The organism is Streptomyces sp. NBC_01288, assembly GCF_035982055.1.
Lineage (GTDB): Bacteria > Actinomycetota > Actinomycetes > Streptomycetales > Streptomycetaceae > Streptomyces.
Genome location: NZ_CP108427.1, coordinates 7,980,501 through 7,997,586 on the forward strand (window position 1 = coordinate 7,980,501; position 17,086 = coordinate 7,997,586).

The 17,086-nt window shown below is 70.2% G+C and carries 12 protein-coding genes and 2 pseudogenes; 6 read left to right on the forward strand and 8 right to left on the reverse strand.

All coding sequences use genetic code 11. The features are described 5' to 3' along the window. Positions 1-183: 183 nt before the first annotated feature. Positions 184-417: pseudogene (locus OG194_RS35845) on the reverse strand (integrase core domain-containing protein); the annotation flags it as partial. Between the two features lie 106 nt (positions 418-523). Here OG194_RS35845 and OG194_RS35850 point away from each other — a divergent pair. Next, positions 524-1,618: pseudogene (locus OG194_RS35850) on the forward strand (integrase core domain-containing protein). A 469-nt stretch (positions 1,619-2,087) separates the two neighbouring features. Here the strand turns inward: OG194_RS35850 and OG194_RS35855 are convergent. Next, on the reverse strand, positions 2,088-2,711 hold the full coding sequence (locus tag OG194_RS35855; protein ID WP_327404915.1) for a hypothetical protein: 624 nt from the start codon (positions 2,709-2,711) through the stop codon (positions 2,088-2,090). Positions 2,712-2,720: 9 nt separating this feature from the next. Further along, on the reverse strand, positions 2,721-3,371 hold the full coding sequence (locus OG194_RS35860; protein WP_327404916.1) for an MBL fold metallo-hydrolase: 651 nt from the start codon (positions 3,369-3,371) through the stop codon (positions 2,721-2,723). A gap of 117 nt (positions 3,372-3,488) precedes the next feature. Here OG194_RS35860 and OG194_RS35865 point away from each other — a divergent pair, with 117 nt between their 5' ends. Next, positions 3,489-3,779: a hypothetical protein gene (locus OG194_RS35865; protein WP_327404917.1), complete on the forward strand. Its 291-nt coding sequence runs from the start codon at positions 3,489-3,491 to the stop codon at positions 3,777-3,779. Here the strand turns inward: OG194_RS35865 and OG194_RS35870 are convergent. Then, the gene (locus OG194_RS35870) at positions 3,774-4,460 is read right to left on the reverse strand and encodes a maleylpyruvate isomerase family mycothiol-dependent enzyme (RefSeq protein WP_327404918.1); all 687 of its coding nucleotides are present in this window, start codon (positions 4,458-4,460) and stop codon (positions 3,774-3,776) included. The genes OG194_RS35865 and OG194_RS35870 overlap by 6 nt on opposite strands. 225 nt (positions 4,461-4,685) lie before the next feature. On the opposite strand from OG194_RS35870, the gene uvrA reads away from it, so the two are divergent. Next, positions 4,686-7,664 carry an excinuclease ABC subunit UvrA gene (gene uvrA, locus OG194_RS35875; protein ID WP_327404919.1) on the forward strand — a complete coding sequence of 993 codons (2,979 nt, stop codon included), beginning with the start codon at positions 4,686-4,688 and terminating at the stop codon, positions 7,662-7,664. Positions 7,665-7,763: 99 nt separating this feature from the next. Here the strand turns inward: uvrA and OG194_RS35880 are convergent, their stop codons facing one another. Both OG194_RS35880 and OG194_RS35885 read right to left on the reverse strand, forming a co-directional pair. After that, entirely contained in the window at positions 7,764-8,675 is a 912-nt protein-coding gene (locus OG194_RS35880) for a carbohydrate kinase family protein (RefSeq protein WP_327404920.1), read from the reverse strand. Next, positions 8,672-9,730, reverse strand: coding sequence for a LacI family DNA-binding transcriptional regulator (locus tag OG194_RS35885; protein ID WP_327404921.1), 1,059 nt, complete (start codon positions 9,728-9,730; stop codon positions 8,672-8,674). Before OG194_RS35885 ends, OG194_RS35880 begins: the two co-directional genes overlap by 4 nt. Positions 9,731-9,947: 217 nt before the next feature. Here OG194_RS35885 and OG194_RS35890 point away from each other — a divergent pair, with 217 nt between their 5' ends. Next, a complete protein-coding gene (locus OG194_RS35890) occupies positions 9,948-10,370 on the forward strand; it encodes a Rieske (2Fe-2S) protein (protein ID WP_327407325.1) in 423 nt (140 codons plus the stop codon). A 27-nt stretch (positions 10,371-10,397) separates the two neighbouring features. Here OG194_RS35890 and OG194_RS35895 read toward each other — a convergent pair whose 3' ends face one another. Together OG194_RS35895 and OG194_RS35900 are read right to left on the reverse strand one after the other, a co-directional pair. Continuing rightward, positions 10,398-11,345 carry a hypothetical protein gene (locus tag OG194_RS35895; RefSeq protein ID WP_327404922.1) on the reverse strand — a complete coding sequence of 316 codons (948 nt, stop codon included), beginning with the start codon at positions 11,343-11,345 and terminating at the stop codon, positions 10,398-10,400. Between the two features lie 214 nt (positions 11,346-11,559). Continuing rightward, positions 11,560-11,931 carry a response regulator gene (locus OG194_RS35900; RefSeq protein WP_327404923.1) on the reverse strand — a complete coding sequence of 124 codons (372 nt, stop codon included), beginning with the start codon at positions 11,929-11,931 and terminating at the stop codon, positions 11,560-11,562. Between the two features lie 172 nt (positions 11,932-12,103). Between OG194_RS35900 and OG194_RS35905 the strand changes: the two genes are divergently transcribed. Both OG194_RS35905 and OG194_RS35910 read left to right on the forward strand, forming a co-directional pair. Next, positions 12,104-13,510 (forward strand): ABC transporter substrate-binding protein, encoded by a 1,407-nt coding sequence (locus tag OG194_RS35905; RefSeq protein WP_327404924.1) that lies wholly within the window; start codon positions 12,104-12,106, stop codon positions 13,508-13,510. Positions 13,511-14,048: 538 nt separating this feature from the next. Further along, positions 14,049-16,676: a PAS domain S-box protein gene (locus OG194_RS35910; protein ID WP_327407326.1), complete on the forward strand. Its 2,628-nt coding sequence runs from the start codon at positions 14,049-14,051 to the stop codon at positions 16,674-16,676. The last annotated feature ends 410 nt before the right edge of the window (positions 16,677-17,086 follow it).

Here is a 17,086-nt window from a genome sequence, read left to right on the forward strand (position 1 = left end):
CGACAAAAGCTCCTCCGCGCAGCGTAGGTCCGCCCCCTAACACCCCCCTTCAACTCCCCTTAAGCGGCACCGAAACCCCACCTCACCTCGGTGACACGGCGCCCCGGACGTACGCCGGCGAGTGCCGAACTGGTCCGTCCCGCCGACCGGGCTTCGCCCCGCTGTGTGGACATCTGCGAACTGTGCAGCCAAGTTCAGGCCACCCGAGTTGATCGAGCGTCGTTCGAATTCGACCGAACTGATATGACCGAGTGCGGAGTGACGGCGCCGGTTGTTGTACCGGGCCAGCCACGTGAAAACGGCCATGCGAGCCTCGGAATTCCTCAACCATCGCTCTCCGTAAAGCAGTTCCCGCTTGATGCCGGCGAAGAATGACTCGGCAAGTGCATTGTCGTAGCTCGATCCGACCCTGCCCTTGCCGAATACCTCATCCACGCAGGTGAGATCGGGTTTGGGCGTTGGCCGAGGCCGATCGAGTCGCCGGTATCGCGCGGCGCCGGTTGGCGCGGCATGATGATCGGTCGTGCTGCTGAGACTGGCGTACCTGGGTGTGACGAGCGCGTTCGCGAGGCTGCGACTGCTGCCGATGAGCGACCGGGAGAAAGATGTCGAGATCCTCGCTCTGCGCCACCGGATCGGCGTTCTGGAACGGCAGCTGAACGGGCAGCAGGTCCGGTTCCACGCGAGCGACCGGGCGTTTTTGGCGTCGCTCCTCCATGGCCTGCCACGGGAAGTGCTGCGCGGATGCGGCTGCTGGTGCGGCCGGACTCGGTACTGCGCCGGCACCGCGACGTCATCGCCCGCCGACACGCTTCCCAGTCCCGGCCGAAGCGCGGAGGCCGGCCCCGCACCGTGCACTCGACCCGGGCGCTGGTGCTGCGCCTGGCCAGGGAAATCCAAGTTGGGCTATCGGCGCCTGCACGGTGAGCTGCTCGTACTCGGGGTGAAGGTGGCAGCATCAACGGTCTGGGAAATCTTGAAGGAGGCCGACGCCGACCCGGCGCCCGGGCGGGCCTCCAGCACGTGGGCGGACTTCCTGCGCTCCCAGGCCGACGCGCTCCTGGCGTGCGATTTCTTCGAGGCCGTCACCCCGTCCGGGGCCCGCTTGTACGTGTTCGCCGTGATCGAGCACGCGAGCCGCCGGATCCGGATCCTGGGCACGACCGCGCACCCGACCGCGTCCTGGGTGGTCCAGGCTGCGGAGAATCTCGTCATGGACCTCAAGGACGCCGACTGCCGGGCTCGCTGTCTGATCAGGGATCGGGACGGGAAGTTCCCACGGCCGTTCGACGAGGTGCTCAAGGACGCGGGTATCGAGGTGGTGCTCAGCGGCGTCCGGATGCCGCGCATGAACTCGATCATGGAGCGGTGGGTGCAGACGTGCAGGCGAGAGCTGCCAGATCGTACGTTGATCCGGAACCAGCGCCATCTCCTGCGCGCCCTGCGCGAGTTCGAGACGTTCTATAACGAGCACCGGCCGCACCAGGGTCTTGCGAATGCCCGCCCCCTCCACTCGCTGCCCGCTCCGATCGAGGACCCGGACCGGATCGCCCACCTGGACATACGACGGCGAGCGCGACTCGGCGGCACCCTCCACGAGTGTCAACATGCCGCCTGACCAGCATGGAGGAGGTATTCGGCAAGCGCAGCGTTCTGTCACTGGCGCGGCGCCGGTGAACAGGTGGCGACGCGGTGTTTTGCCTGGTCACAGAGAGACCGTAGGTGAAGTGCCACCAGTTGTTTGCGCTGTCCACCCGGTGACCGCAGAAACTCCGGCAGTCGACCGGCGGCCGGCCAACCCGAAGGAGAAGTGCCTCGTGATGTTGACCAGCGACGAGAAGAAGACCATCCGTGTCCAACTGCGCGAGCTGCGCGGCTACGTGAAGATGTGGACGCTCAAGGCACCCGGCCTCCACATCGACCAGGCCCTCGTCTGCCCGGAGCCGACGCATCGCCTACGTGGCTTGCAGGGTCCTCCGAGGCGAAACCGGCGCGGCCTCTCTGCGGAAGTTCTCCGCCGTCGCCTGGGTCACCCTCGAACAGATCCCTGAGTATGGGCCGCGTCTGCCCTACGCGCCCGCCCTGGCCTATGTAGCAGAGGGCGCAGCGCCGGGCGTCTGAAAACTGTCGAGGTGATTGCCGACCCCGTCCAGATTCAATGCCGCAGACGCCATCACCGAGAACAGCGTCAGCTCCCGGACGAGATTGACACGAATGTCGACGGCCGCCTGCAACGCCTGCTGCCTGCCGTCGTCGTCCAAGGACTCGTCGTAGATCGCCGACACGGCACTCGCCAGTCTGTACGGGATACGGCACAGCTCCGCGGCCTGGCCGGCGACTGCCTGCGGCCCGTCGATCATCACCGTGTTGCGGGCCGTATCGATCTCGCCAGCGGCTTCGGCCATCTCCGCGAGGTGTTGGACGATTTGGCCGGTCAACCGAGCTCCGTCAACTCTGTCGTCTCGCGTCGCCTGGACCAGTGTCGACACCGCCTGCATGAAGGCGATGTACGTCGCTCGACGGTTTTCCAGGCGCCTGCCCACGTGATCGACGTACAACTGCGTGCGGGCTTGTTCCTTCGACTGATCCAGCTCCTGGCGCTTGCTGCGCGCTGCTGTTCGGGCTTGCCAGGTCGTACCTATCAGCGTCAAGGAGGCGCCGAGGCCAGTGCCAACGACGCCTACTACGGCCGTGACGATCTGAGTTCTCATTGCCTGCGACTACCAGCCCCGAGCCCACCACTCCTGAATGTGCGGGCGTTCCGCCCCGAGGGTGCTGTCGTTGCCGTGCCCGGGGTAGATCCAGGTCTCATCTGGCAGGGTGAACACCTTCTCCTCAAGCCCACTCATCAGGCTTTGAAAGTCCTCCGGTTGTGTTGTCCGGCCAGGCCCACCCGGGAACAGGCAGTCCCCGGTGAACACATGAGGGTGCCCGTGCGGGTCGTCGTAGACGAGCGCGATCGAACCCGGCGTATGGCCCACGAGGTGACGCGCGGTCAGCTCGACCTGGCCCACCCGGATGGTGTCGCCGTCGTCGACCAGGACGTCGGTCGGCACCGGGATACCGTCGGCGTCCTCGCGGCCCGCGTGCGTACGCGGGCGCGTGGCCGTCACGACCTCGGCGAGCGCCTGCCAGTGGTCGCCGTGCTGGTGGGTGGTGACGACGGACGCGATGCCGTCGTCACCGATCGTGCCGAGCAGGGTCTCCGCGTCGTTGGCCGCGTCGATCAGCAACTGCTCGTCCGTGGCCCGGCAGCGCAGCAGATAGGCGTTGTTGTTCATGGGCCCGACCGCGATCTTCGTGATCATCAGGTCCGTGAGCTCGTGCACATCCGCCGGTCCACCGACCGTGACCTCGCCGCTGTACGTCATGGCGGTCAGCCTAGTGCGTCTTTAAGGGCGTTCCGGAGGGACTGGCGTCCTCCGGGCGTTCGGGTGCGGGACCGGGATCCTTTGCTCGCCGTGGCGACGGAAGCCGATCATCCACCCATGAGACCCGAAGTGCGCACGTTCGTCGCAGACGGCCCGCTACCCGACTGGGACGCGAGCGAAGAGGAGATCGACAGACGGGTCCAACAGCTCCACGCGATCTCGAAGCCGGTCACCGGAGAGGAAGCCCTGGCACTCGTCTCCTGCTTCGGCCCGGACGACTGCTACGGCGTCGCCTGGACGCTCCTCCACCTCATCGAGACCGGCCCGAACCCCGTGCTCGCCGTCGAACCCGCACCCGACGCCAACGAGTGGCACCGGAGGCTCTACGGCCGGGCCGTGGGCCTATAGCGGCGGCAGCGTCGGCAAGGAGCCCCCGTCGACCGTCAGGCCGGATCCGTCACGGCGCCCGCTGAGCCAGCCGAGGAGATCCGCCGGGCTTCCGGTGACGGTGACTTCGGGCTTCTCGGAGGCCCGGCCCGTGCTCCACGCGTGCGTGCCGTCGGTGAGGTGGGTCGACGGTACGTCCGGGTGCCCGTCGAACCGCTCGACCAGGAAGGAGATCTCCCGCTGGGTGAACTCCTCCGGGAGGTCCTCCAGCTCGTACCCGATGCCCAGGTCCACGTGGTGCAGCTCGACCTCGGCCCAGCGCCGGAACGGGATCTGGGACGCGGAGTCGACGACCCCGTTGCGCAGCTCCACGGTGCGCGACCAGTCCGCGGGAGCGGCACCCGCGTCCTGGAAACGGGCCCCGCTCTCGCGCACGTCGGTGAGCTGGACGTCCAGGGGGCGAGGGGCGTCGTGCTCGATGTCGGCGTCGCGCACGCTCGCCGTCGCGTACATGGGGCGCCCCTCCAGGACGTTCACGAGGGCGTCCGCGTTCCGGGCGAGGTGGGCGAGGACGTGGCCGCGGCTCCAGCCGGGAAGCCGTGACGGCTCGGCCACGGAAGCGTTGTCCAGTCCGGCGGCAGCGGTGAGCACTCGCTCGGTCGCATCACGTACAGAGGCCAGGTCATGAGCGTGATCAATCATGCTGCTGACCCTAGTCCCGCCACACCTTTGGGTGAAGGTGGTGAAGCAGTGCCGTAAATCGAATGCACGTGCTATATCGTCGGGTGCGGCGTCGGGCATGCTGGAAGGCCGGAGGTTGTTATGCCTCGGCCGGGATTCCGACCGGCGTTGTCAGTGGCTCCCCCTAGTCTGAGAACGACGGGGGCCCCGCCCCTGTCACTTCTCTCAAGAAAGGTGCGGACCGGCGTGGCCGACCGTCTCATCGTCCGTGGCGCGCGCGAGCACAATCTGAAGAATGTCTCGCTCGACCTTCCACGCGACTCGCTCATCGTTTTCACGGGCCTGTCCGGGTCGGGCAAGTCCTCCCTGGCCTTCGACACGATCTTCGCCGAGGGCCAGCGGCGCTACGTGGAATCGCTCTCCTCGTACGCCCGCCAGTTCCTCGGCCAGATGGACAAGCCGGACGTCGACTTCATCGAAGGTCTCTCCCCGGCCGTCTCCATCGACCAGAAGTCGACCTCGCGCAACCCGCGCTCGACGGTCGGCACCATCACCGAGGTCTACGACTACCTGCGCCTGCTCTTCGCGCGCATCGGCAAGCCGCACTGCCCCGAGTGCGGCCGGCCCATCTCGCGCCAGTCGCCGCAGGCCGTCGTCGACAAGGTCCTGGCGCTGCCCGAGGGAAGCCGCTTCCAGGTCCTGTCGCCGCTGGTGCGCGAGCGCAAGGGCGAGTTCGTCGACCTGTTCGCCGACCTCCAGACCAAGGGCTACAGCCGCGCGCGCGTGGACGGCGAGACCATCCAGCTCTCCGAGCCGCCCGTCCTGAAGAAGCAGGAGAAGCACACCATCGAGGTGGTCATCGACCGCCTCACGGTGAAGGACTCCGCCAAGCGTCGCCTCACCGACTCCGTGGAGACCGCCCTCGGGCTGTCCGGCGGCATGATCGTGCTCGACTTCGTCGACCTCCCCGAGGACGACCCCGAGCGCGAGCGCATGTTCTCGGAGCACCTGTACTGCCCGTACGACGACCTGTCCTTCGAGGAGCTGGAGCCCCGCTCCTTCTCCTTCAACTCGCCCTTCGGCGCCTGCCCCGAGTGCTCCGGCATCGGCACGCGCATGGAGGTCGACGCCGAGCTGATCGTCCCGGACGAGGACAAGTCCCTGGACGAGGGCGCCATCCACCCGTGGTCGCACGGCCACACCAAGGACTACTTCAGCCGCCTCATCGGCGCCCTCGCGGACGCGCTGGGCTTCCGCACCGACATTCCCTTCGCGGGCCTCCCGCAGCGCGCCAAGAAGGCCCTGCTCTACGGCCACAAGACGCAGATCGAGGTCCGGTACCGGAACAGGTACGGACGCGAGCGCGTCTACACGACGCCCTTCGAAGGCGCCGTCCCCTTCGTGAAGCGGCGGCACGGCGAGGCCGAGAGCGACGCCAGCAGGGAGCGCTTCGAGGGCTACATGCGCGAGGTGCCCTGCCCCACCTGCCACGGCACGCGCCTGAAGCCCGTCGTCCTCGCGGTCACGATCATGGACAAGTCGATCGCCGAGATCTCCGGCATGTCCATCAGCGACTGCGCGGAGTTCCTGGGCGGCATGAAGCTCGACGCCCGCGACAAGAAGATCGCCGAGCGCGTGCTGAAGGAGTGCAACGAGAGGCTGCGCTTCCTGGTCGACGTCGGCCTCGACTACCTCTCGCTGAACCGCGCGGCCGGCACCCTCTCCGGCGGCGAGGCCCAGCGCATCCGCCTGGCCACCCAGATCGGCTCCGGACTCGTCGGCGTCCTGTACGTCCTCGACGAGCCGTCCATCGGCCTGCACCAGCGCGACAACCACCGGCTGATCGAGACCCTGGTCCGGCTGCGCGACATGGGCAACACGCTCATCGTCGTCGAGCACGACGAGGACACCATCAAGGTCGCCGACTGGATCGTCGACATCGGCCCCGGCGCGGGCGAGCACGGCGGCAACGTCGTGCACAGCGGCTCCCTGAAGGAGCTGCTCGCCAACGAGGAGTCGATGACCGGGCAGTACCTGTCCGGCAAGAAGGCCATCCCGCTGCCCGACGTCCGGCGCCCGCTCGACCCCTCCCGCCGGCTCACGGTGCACGGCGCCCGGGAGAACAACCTCCAGGACATCGACGTCTCGTTCCCCCTGGGCGTGTTCACCGCGGTCACCGGCGTCTCCGGCTCCGGCAAGTCGACCCTGGTCAACGACATCCTCTACACACACCTGGCCCGGGAGTTGAACGGCGCGAGGAGCGTGCCGGGGCGGCACACGCGCGTGGACGGCGACGACCTCGTCGACAAGGTCGTGCACGTCGACCAGTCGCCCATCGGCCGCACCCCCCGGTCCAACCCGGCGACGTACACCGGAGTCTTCGACCACGTCCGCAAGCTGTTCGCGGAGACGACCGAGGCGAAGGTGCGGGGCTATCTGCCCGGCCGCTTCTCCTTCAACGTCAAGGGCGGCCGCTGCGAGAACTGCGCGGGCGACGGCACCATCAAGATCGAGATGAACTTCCTGCCGGACGTCTACGTCCCCTGCGAGGTGTGCCACGGCGCCCGCTACAACCGGGAGACGCTGGACGTCCACTACAAGGGCAAGTCCATCGCCGACGTCCTGAACATGCCGATCGAGGAGGCCACGGAGTTCTTCGAGGCGGTCCCCGGGATCGCCCGCCACCTCAACACCCTCAAGGACGTCGGCCTCGGCTACGTCCGGCTCGGCCAGTCCGCGACCACCCTGTCCGGCGGTGAGGCCCAGCGCGTCAAGCTCGCCAGCGAGCTCCAGCGCCGCTCCACCGGCCGTACGGTCTACGTCCTGGACGAGCCGACCACCGGCCTGCACTTCGAGGACATCAGCAAGCTCCTCACGGTGCTCGGCGGACTGGTCGACAAGGGCAACACGGTCATCGTCATCGAGCACAACCTCGACGTGATCAAGGTCGCCGACTGGGTCGTCGACATGGGCCCCGAAGGCGGCGCGGGAGGCGGTCTCGTCATCGCCGAGGGCACCCCGGAGCAGGTCGCCGCCGTAGGAGCCAGCCACACCGGCAAGTTCCTGCGCGAGATCCTCGACGCCGACCGGATCAGCGACGGCGCCCCGGTGAAGGCCCCGCGCAAGACGGCCGCCAAGAAGACCGCGGCGGTCGCGGCGAAGAAGTCCGTGCCCGCCAAGAAGGCCACGCCCGCGAAGAAGACCACGCGGGCCCGCAAGGCCTGACCGGCACACGGCAGGAACATGAATGCGGCGCCCCGCGGGAACTCCCCCGCGGGGCGCCGCACTTGGCGGCGCGCACAGCCCGCCACCGCTCAACACCCGCTACAGATCGCCCAGTTCGGAGGCGTACGGCGGTTCCGCGCCCGCCCGTGAGCACGTGATCGCCGCCGCCCGCGCCGCGAGCCGCAGCAACTGGGTCCAGCCGTCGCGGCCCAGGACGGCCATCCCCTCCGCGGACAGCGCGTTGCGCGTGGACAGGCCGTGCAGCAGGGCCGCGTTGACGGTGTCGCCGGCGCCGATCGTGTCCACGACGTCGACCTTCTCGCCCGGAATCGGGTACACCGTGCCGTCCTGGGTGTACGCGGCGAGGCCGTCGCCACCATGGGTGATCACGACCGCCGAGGGGCCGGCGTCCAGCCACTCGCGCGGGGTGCCGCCCAGCCACAGCGCGTCCTCCTCGGAGAGCTTGAGGAGCGACACGTACGGCAGCCAGCTCTTGAAGCGCGCCCGGTAGGCGTCCGCGTCGGGGATCAGACCCGCCCGGATGTTCGGGTCGAGCAGAGTGAACACGCCCTGCGCGAACGCGGTCCGCATCAGCTCCTCGTAGGCACTCGCGCCCGGTTCCAGGACGAGCGAACAGGTGCCGAAGGACACCGCCTCGGTCTCGGCGGGCAGCGCCGCGGGCACCTCGAAGAGCCGGTCGGCGGTGCCGTCGACGTAGAAGGAGTACGTGGCCGAGCCGTGCGCGTCGAGCGTGGCGACCGCGAGGGTGGTCGGCTCGTGGCCGCGCTGTACGTCCAGGACGTCCACGTCGGCCTGCCGCAGCCCGGCGAGGAGGGCCTCGCCGAACGCGTCGTCGGAGACGCGGGAGCAGAAGGCGGTGGGGGAGCCGAGGCGGCCGAGGGCGACGGCGGTGTTGTACGGGCCGCCGCCGAGCGCCGGCTTCAGGGCGGCGAGGGCTCCCGTGCCCTGCGGCACCAGGTCGATCAGGGCCTCACCGGCTACGACGATCACGAGATGTTTCCCTTCTGGGACTGTTCGGACGGGGCGGGCTGGTTGGGACAGCCGCAGGACGTGCGGTGGACGAAGGCGCAGGGGAGCCGCAGGACTTGGGCCGGTCGGTCCGGCGCGGCGAGCCGGTCCAGCAGCAGCCGTACGGCCTGGGCGCCGATCTCCTTGCTGGGCTGGGCGATCGCGGTGAGCCGGGGCTCGAACAGGTCGGCCCAGGTGAAGTCGTCGAAGCAGCACAGTGCGAGGTCGCCGGGGACGGACAGACCGCGTGCGCGCAGGGCGCGCAGGGCGCCGATGGTCATCGCGTTGTTGGCGGTGACCAGGGCCGTGGGCGGGGCGGTGAGGGACAGCAGCTTCTCGGTGGCCCGCGCGGCGGCGGCCGACTCGGAGTCGCCGTGCGTCAACAGCCGCTCGTCGTAAGGGAGTCCGGCGGCGGCGAGGCCGTGGCGGTATCCGGTGATCCGCTCACGGGTGGTGCTCAGCCCGGGCAGGCCCGCGACGAGACCGATACGGCGGTGGCCGAGTCCGGCGAGGTGGGTGACGAGGTGGGCCGTCGGTTCGACGTTCTCGGCGCACACCTGGTCGACGGGCGGCGCGTCGGCCGAGGGCGCCTCGACCACCCGGTCCAGGAACACCGTCGGTACGGAGTGCCGGCCGAGGTAGGCGACCAGGGCGTCCGGGGCCGCCGACGGCGCGACGATCATGCCGTCCACCCGGCGCTCGTGCAGGAGTTGGACGACCGTGCGCTCGTGCTCCGGGTCGTCGTGCGGGTCGGCGATGAGCAGGCTGTAGCCCTGTTCCAGGGCTCCGGCCTCGACGCCCTGGAGGATCTCCGTGAAGTACGGGTTGCTGATCGCCGACACCGCGAGGCCGATGGAGCGGGTGCGGGACGTGACCAGGGAACGGGCGAGGGTGTTGGGGGTGTAGCCCAGTTCCTCGATCGCGGTCAGTACGGCCTGCCGGGTGCCGGGCAGCACCGGACGGGTGTCGTTCAGGACGTGCGAGACGGTCGCGACGGACACACCGGCGCTCCGCGCGACGTCGGCCATGGTGGCCATCCCGGATCCCCCTCCCCGAGGTGCGGCGGGCCCTGAAATGGTGCGGGCCTTCTGGGCGGGAACGTATCCCATCCGCCGCCAGACGTAAACGCTTGCGCAAACGTTTACGTACCGTGAGCGCCCGTCCGGTGAACCCACCTCAAAGCGGGCGGAACCGCGCGGGTATCGTCGCCGTGCAGTGCCCCTTGAGCAGCCCGAACAACAGCTGGAGACCCCCATGCCCGGCCGCCCCGCCCCGAGCCGTCGTACCGTCCTGCGCGGAGCGGCCCTCACGCCTGTCGCCGGGCTCGGACTCGCCGCCTGCTCGGGCGGTGGCTCAGGGGCCGCGGCGACCCCGACCGCGCCCGTGGAGCTGGGCGCGGAGAGCGAGGTCGCCAAGGGGAGCGCCAAGCTGTACCGCGATCAGAACGTGGTCGTCAGCCGGGCGGCGAACGGCACCCTCAAGGCGTACAGCACGATCTGCACGCACGCGCAGTGCCCCATCAACAAGTTGGACGGCACGACCCTCGTCTGCCCGTGTCATGGCAGCCAGTTCGACGCGATGACCGGCAGGGTGGTGCAGGCGCCGGCCACCGAGCCCTTGCAGGAGCTGAAGGTGACGGCCGAGAACGGGAAGATCGTCGCGGGGCCGGCCGCCTGAGCCTCAGGGCGTCCGGACCGGGGCGGCTCACTCCCAGTCCCAGCCGATCCCCACGATCCCCGACCGCATCCGCGGCTCCACGAGGTGCACCGAGTGGTGCCCTCCGGCCAGCCGCAGCTCCTGGCGGCCGCTGCGCGGCGCTGCCGCCGAGTGCTGGGTGAAGCGGTGGCACCGCACCGGCAGCGCGTTCTCGTCGAAGCGCACCTGGAGCGCGTACTGGCCGCCCGCGATACCGAAGTCTCGGACGTACTCGCGGGAGACGCCGGCGGTGCCGTCCTCGACGCCGTAGCGGAAGAGGAACGTATCTCCGGAGCGCAACCGGGTGCCGAAGAGGAGCTCGGCGACCAGGATGCCGGTCTCGTGGTGGCGGCGGACGCGGCCCGTGCGGCAGTTCTCCAGGGCGTGCACGGTCATGCGGTCCGGGGCGCAGCCCGGGTCTCCGTAGTGCACGGCTATGAAGCGGTCGATGCCGTCCCGGTGGGCGCGGACGATGTGGTGCGACTCGCGGCCGACCAGCTCGCGGTGCGGCCCGATGCGCACGCGCTCGTGGTGCCCCAGGGTGTGCAGGCCGCTGTCGAGCGAGGCCTCCAGCTCGGCCAGCAGCTGTTCCAGGACGCCGGAGGCCTCGACGAAGGAGCGGTACGAGCGGGCCGCCGGGCGCTGCGCCACGGCGCGTTCCTCGGCCTCGGCGAGCAGCCGGATCAGGGACTCCTCCGGGAGCTGGAGGATCTCCTCCAACGCGCGTACGGCGCGCAGCGACTCGGGGCGCTGCGGGCGGCGGGCGCCCTGCTGCCAGTAACTCAGGCTGGTGACACCGACCTTGACCCCGTAGCGCGTCAGGTGGTGCTGGACGCGTTGCAGCGGCAGTCCGCGCGCGGCGATGGCGGCGCGCAGTGCGACATGGAAGGGGCCGCCGCGCAGGGCCGAGTCCAGTTCCGCGGTGGCGACGTCCGCCTGCTGTGTGGCGTGCGGCATGCAGGGGCCCTTTCTGTGAATGTTCACAACGGCTGGTCAGGCCGTTCACGCGAGTTGCTTCGGGGCCCCCGTCGGCGCCGGAGAAAGGTCCTTCACATCCGTACGCCCTCGTTCACGCCCCGAGTTCCCCCGCATTGAAGCGTGTTGACCAAGTCCCGACAACACCTGTCGCCCATCAGGCATATGTGACTTGGCCCGGTCGCGGTGGGTGGTCTCACGGCGGTGCGGGCGGCCCGTCGGTGCCCAGCACGTCCCTGATCGCCCGCGCGGACACGGCCGACTTGTGCAGGAAGCCGTGTGCGGGACTGGCGGCGATGAGTTCCTGGAAGTCCTCCCTGGAGTGGGTCGAGATGAGGATCACCGCCGGTACGTCGCCCACCAGCCGGCGCGCGACGTCGAAGCCGTTCTCGCCGTCGAGGTCGAGATCGACCAGGACGACGTCGGGGGCCTTTTCCCGGGCCTGGGAGAGGGCGTCCGCGCCCGTCGAGGCGATGCCGACGACTTCCACGCCGCCACGTTCCAGCAGCGCGCGAGCCGCCTCCAGGAACCGGGCGCTGTCATCGACGAGGAGACAGCGCAGCGACATGTGCCCAGCTTGCCAACCGGTGGTCGGTCGCGCCTTCCAGCTAGCCGGAAAGTGCTGAACTCCCGTGCCGCGACCGAAGGTTCTCGTGCACGCAGGGCGAGGGGGATGCGACGGGCGGTAGCATGACGGCGCCCTGGGGAGACCATGCCGTCCGGTCGGGTGGGGGTGTGCTATGAACGGAACGAGTGCCACGCGCGCGTGGCCCGACGCTCGTCAGGTTCGCAGGGTCCGTCGGATCCGGAGAACCCTGGTTCCCTGGGTGGTGTGCGCGGCCCTGCTGCTGGCCGCGTGCGACGGCGGCGCGAGCGACGCCAAGAGCGCGAGCGCGTCCCCGAAGGACACCACCTGCGACGGGAAGATCCACGGCACCGCGCACATCACGGTGTGGTTCCACGCGGGTCCGAGCGGCGAACTCACCACGTTGCGGGACCAGGTGAAGGACTTCAACAAGGCGCAGAAGCAGGTGCGCGTCGAGCTGGTCACCCTCCCGGAGAACCGCGCCTACACCGACCTGGTGCTCTCCGCCGCGGCCAGCGGCGACCTGCCCGACCTCCTCGACTTCGACGGGCCCAACCTCTACAGCTACGCCTGGTCGGGCAAGCTCCGGCCGATCGACTCCTGTGTGCCCGCGAGCGTCCGTGCCGACCTGTTGCCGACGATCCGTCAACAGGGCACCTACGCGGGCAGGTTGTGGGGCATCGGCACCTTCGACTCGGGCATGGGCCTGTATGTGCGCAAGTCCGTCATGAAGAAGGCCGGGATACGCATCCCGACCGGCCCCGAGGACGCCTGGACGGCCACCGAACTGACGGGCATCCTGCGCGAGTTGCGCACCCAGGGCTACAAGGCACCCCTCGACCTGCGGCTCGTCTACTCGCAGCCGGGCCAGGAGTGGAACACCTACGGCTTCGCGCCCGCCGTGTGGTCGGCGGGCGGCGACCTGATCGAGCCCAAGAACTTCCGTACTGCCGACGGCTATGTGAACGGCCCCGGTTCGGTCAAGGCGCTCACCGACATGCAGAACTGGGCCAAGGCAGGGCTCATCGACATGGTCAAGGACGACAAGGCGTTCGTCAGCGGCCGCAGCGCGATCTCCTGGTGCGGGCACTGGACCTATCCGGAATTCAACAAGGCCTTCCCCGGGGACGTCGCGATCGTCCCGCTGCCCGACTTCGGCCAGGGGACCGTCACCGGCATGGGCTCCTTCCAGTGGGGCGTCCCGGCGGGCAACGCGGACGGTGACGCCGTCTGGCGCTTCCTGTCCTTCCTGCTCCGGCCCGCCCAGGTGCACCGGATGACCGTGGCCAACGGGGCGATCCCGGCCACCGAGAGCGCCATCAAGCTCTCGCCGCAGTACGCGCCCGGCGGCCCCGAGCACCTCTTCATCGAGCAACTCCGGGACGGAGTCGCCCGCCCCAGGCCGCAGACGCCCGCCTACCCGGCGATCACCGACGCCTTCTCCCGGGCCTTCGCGAAGATCATCTTCAACCGGGCGCCGGTCCAGGCCACCCTCGACGAGGCCGCCAGGAAGATCGACGAGGACCTCGCGGCGCACGACGGCTATCCACCGAGCAAGTAGCGAAAGCGGGCGCCACGCGCGTGTGCCCGACGGGGTTCTACGGGCGGGTGCCGGATGGGGTCGTACGCGCGCCTGCTCGACAAGGGTTCCACGGGCGCGTGCCTGGCGGGGCCGCCTTCACGCGCGTGCTCGACATGGGTCCTACACGCGCGTGTGCTCGACAGGGGTCCTACGCGCGCGTGCCCGACGTGGGTCCTAGGTGCACGTGCCCGATTCCGAGGGGCCCGTCCTCCCCAAGGCCCTGACGATCATGGCCGATTGGGGGCAGGCTGGGCACGTGACCGACCATCATCGATACTCCCCACCCGCCGGCCGCTGAGAGCCCGCCATGCGTCGCCCCCTGTCCCCGGGCCCGCTCAGTAGGGTGCTCGCAGGGCTCCGCCCCGAGCCCGACCTCGCCACGCCCACCGCGCTCGCCGAGCTGCGCAGTCCGCGCTCGGACCGCCCCGGCCCGCGCGGCCCCCGTCGTCGGCGCCCGCGGCCCGGTGCCGCCCTCCGGATCCCCTTCCTCGCCCGGCTGCGCGTCGGGCGCAAGCTGATGCTCCTGGTGCTGCTCCCGGTGACCGGCATGCTGGCGTTCACCGTGTTCGGCGCCGTCTCGCAGTGGCACGACGCACAGACGATGCGGGACTTCCGTGCTGCGACCGCGCTGTCGTTCAGGACCACCGCGCTGACCGACGCCATCGCCGGGGAACGCATCGCCGCCGTTAAGGCCCGGCTGCGTCCCGGAGCGGCGACCCTGAAGGAACGCTCCGGTGCGCAACGCGCCACCGATCACGCCCTGGACGCGGCGCTCCTGGGTGCCGCCGGCTGGACCGGCCCACCCGATGTCCCGGGCCGGCTCGACGCGCGGAACCGCCAACTGCACGCCCTGCGGCTCCAGTCGGGGACCGGCTCGCTCACCGCGCCCCAACTCGCCGCCCAGTACGACACGATCGAGGACGACCTCCTGGAACTGGCCGCCACTCTGGAGTCCGGGCGCCCGACCCGCACCTCAGGGCAGGCGGCCGACACCCACATCGCGCTCCTGAACGCCATCGAGGCCGCCGAACGCGAACGCGCCGAACTGGCCGTGCTCTTCGACACCCCCGACGCCCCGCACGCCACCGCCACGGACCGCTGGTCGGCCCTGGAGAAGGCGCTCCTGGACGACGTCGACCGGACCGCGCCCGCCGCCCTCAAGAGCAGGCTCTACGTGGTCCTCCTCCAGCACCCCGGCCTCGTCGTACGCCAGACCCGCGAGACCCTCGCCGACTCGCACGCCCAGCGCAACTCCTCGCCCACGTACGCCAGTTGGCTGACCGCGTCGACCCGGCGCATCGAGGCGCTGCGCGTCATCCAGCACCAGGCCGCCGCCGAGCTGGGCGATGACGCCGCGCACGATCTCGACGCCGCACGCACGCGTGAGGCACGCGACCTCAGCGTGTCGCTGGCCGTCCTGGCCGCCGTCACCGTCCTCGCGCTGACCCTGCGGCTGTCGATCACCCGCCCTCTCAGCGAGGTCTCGGCGGGCGCCCGCGCGCTCTCCGAGGGGGACCTGTCGTACGACATCCGGTACGCGGGCCGGGACGAACTCGGCGCCGTCGCCGACACGTTCCGCGAACTTCGGGTCACCACCGAACGGCTCGCCGGCGAGATCAACACCATGAACACGGCCATCGACGACAACCGGCTCGGTCACCGCGCGGACGTCGCCGCCTTCGAGGGGACCTGGGCGCAACTGCTCGGCGGCATGAACGGCACCATGGCGTCCTTCGCCGCCGCGCACGGGCGGCGCGACAAGGCCGAGCAGGAACTGGCGAGCATCTTCCACCTCTCCCTCGACCTGCTGTGCATCGCGGGACTCGACGGCTACTTCAAGCGCGTGAACCCCGCCTTCGAGCGCACCCTCGGCCACTCCGCCGACGCACTCCTGGGCAGACCCTGGCTGGAGTTCGTGCACCCGGAGGACCGGGCACGCACGCGTGCCGTCCTCGACCGGCTCGCGAGCGGCCTCGAACTGGCCGAGTTCGAGAACCGCTTCGTCCGGGACGACGGCACCGAACGCTGGCTCCAGTGGAGCGCCCGCCCGGTCACCGCGGACGGTCTGATCTACGCCGCCGCGCGCGACGTCACCGAGAGCCGCCGCGCCGCCCGCGAACAGACCGCGCTGCGCCGGGTCGCCACCCTCGTCGCGCGCGGGGTGCCACCGCACGAGGTGTTCTCCGAAGTCGCCGACCAGGTGGGCAAGGTCCTGAGCAGCGGCTCCGCAGCGGTCCTGCGCTACGGCGCCGACGGGGCCGCCACCGTCCTCGGTTCCGCGCGCGGGCCCGCGGCCGAGGCCGAGACGGCCGCCGCGGCGGAGGTGGCGCGCACCGCCCGCCCCGCGCGCGTGGGCCGCTCGGTGGGCGCCCCCATCGTCGTGGACGACCGGCTGTGGGGTGCCGTCGTAGCGGCCGCCGGAACCGAACCGCTGCCCCCGGGCACCGAGTCCCGGCTCGCCGACTTCACCGAACTCGTCGCCACCGCCCTCGCCAACGCCGACAGCCGCGACCAGCTCACCGCGTCACGCGCACGCGTGGTGGCCGCCGGGGACGCCTCCCGACGCCGTATCGAACGCGATCTGCACGACGGCGTCCAACAGCGCCTCGTCTCGCTCCAACTCGACCTCAGAATGGCCCAGTCGATGCTGGACGAGCAGCCGGAGGAACTCGCCGAGCAGCTGGACCACATCGCCAAGGGCCTGGACGACACCTTCGCCGACCTGTTGCAGGTCGCGCGCGGCATCCACCCCGCGATCCTCTCCAAGGGCGGCCTGGGCCCGGCCCTGCGCGCACTCGCCCGCCGCTCCGCCGTCCCCGTGGAACTCGACCTGCGCCTGCCCGCGGGCCGGCTCCCGGAGCGGATCGAGGTCGCCGTCTACTACGTGACCTCCGAGTGCCTCACCAACGCCGTCAAGCACGCGCGCGCGAGCTTCGTGGCGGTGTCGGCGCGGGTCGAGGACGACGTCCTGGAGGTGACGATCGCCGACGACGGAGTGGGCGGCGCCGATCCAGGGCACGGCTCCGGGCTCATCGGACTCGTCGACCGCGTCGAGGCGATCGGCGGCAAGCTGCACGTCGGCAGCCCACCCGGGGAGGGCACGACCCTGACCGTACGACTGCCGCTTCCCCGGACGGAGGGGTGACCGCCCGATGCGTACGCGATGGGGTCCAGGTCGGGGGAGCCGTGGACTCGGTGACGTCGCGTACGCGTCGGGCGGTCTTCTCGGACGGAGAGGCAGCCGTCCGGTTCTAGGTGTGCTCCGAAGCTCTGGCTTGTAGGCGCTTGGCGCGGATGATGTCGGGGTCGCGCGGGTCCAGGAGGTCCTTCAAGGACCGTGTGCCGTCCTCGTACGGGCGGACACGGACCGACCGCCGTCGTCTGTCCGCCCGTGTCCGCCGCATCTCCCGCAGCCCTTCCGACCTTCCGACCCGGGGCCCGTCGCCTCTCGCCCGGGTGACCGGTCCGCCTGCATTCGCACTGCTTCGAGAATCCCCCGGACGCGGCGCCGTGTCTTCACGGTCACCCCCCAATTCCCTTACCGGCTAGCCGTAC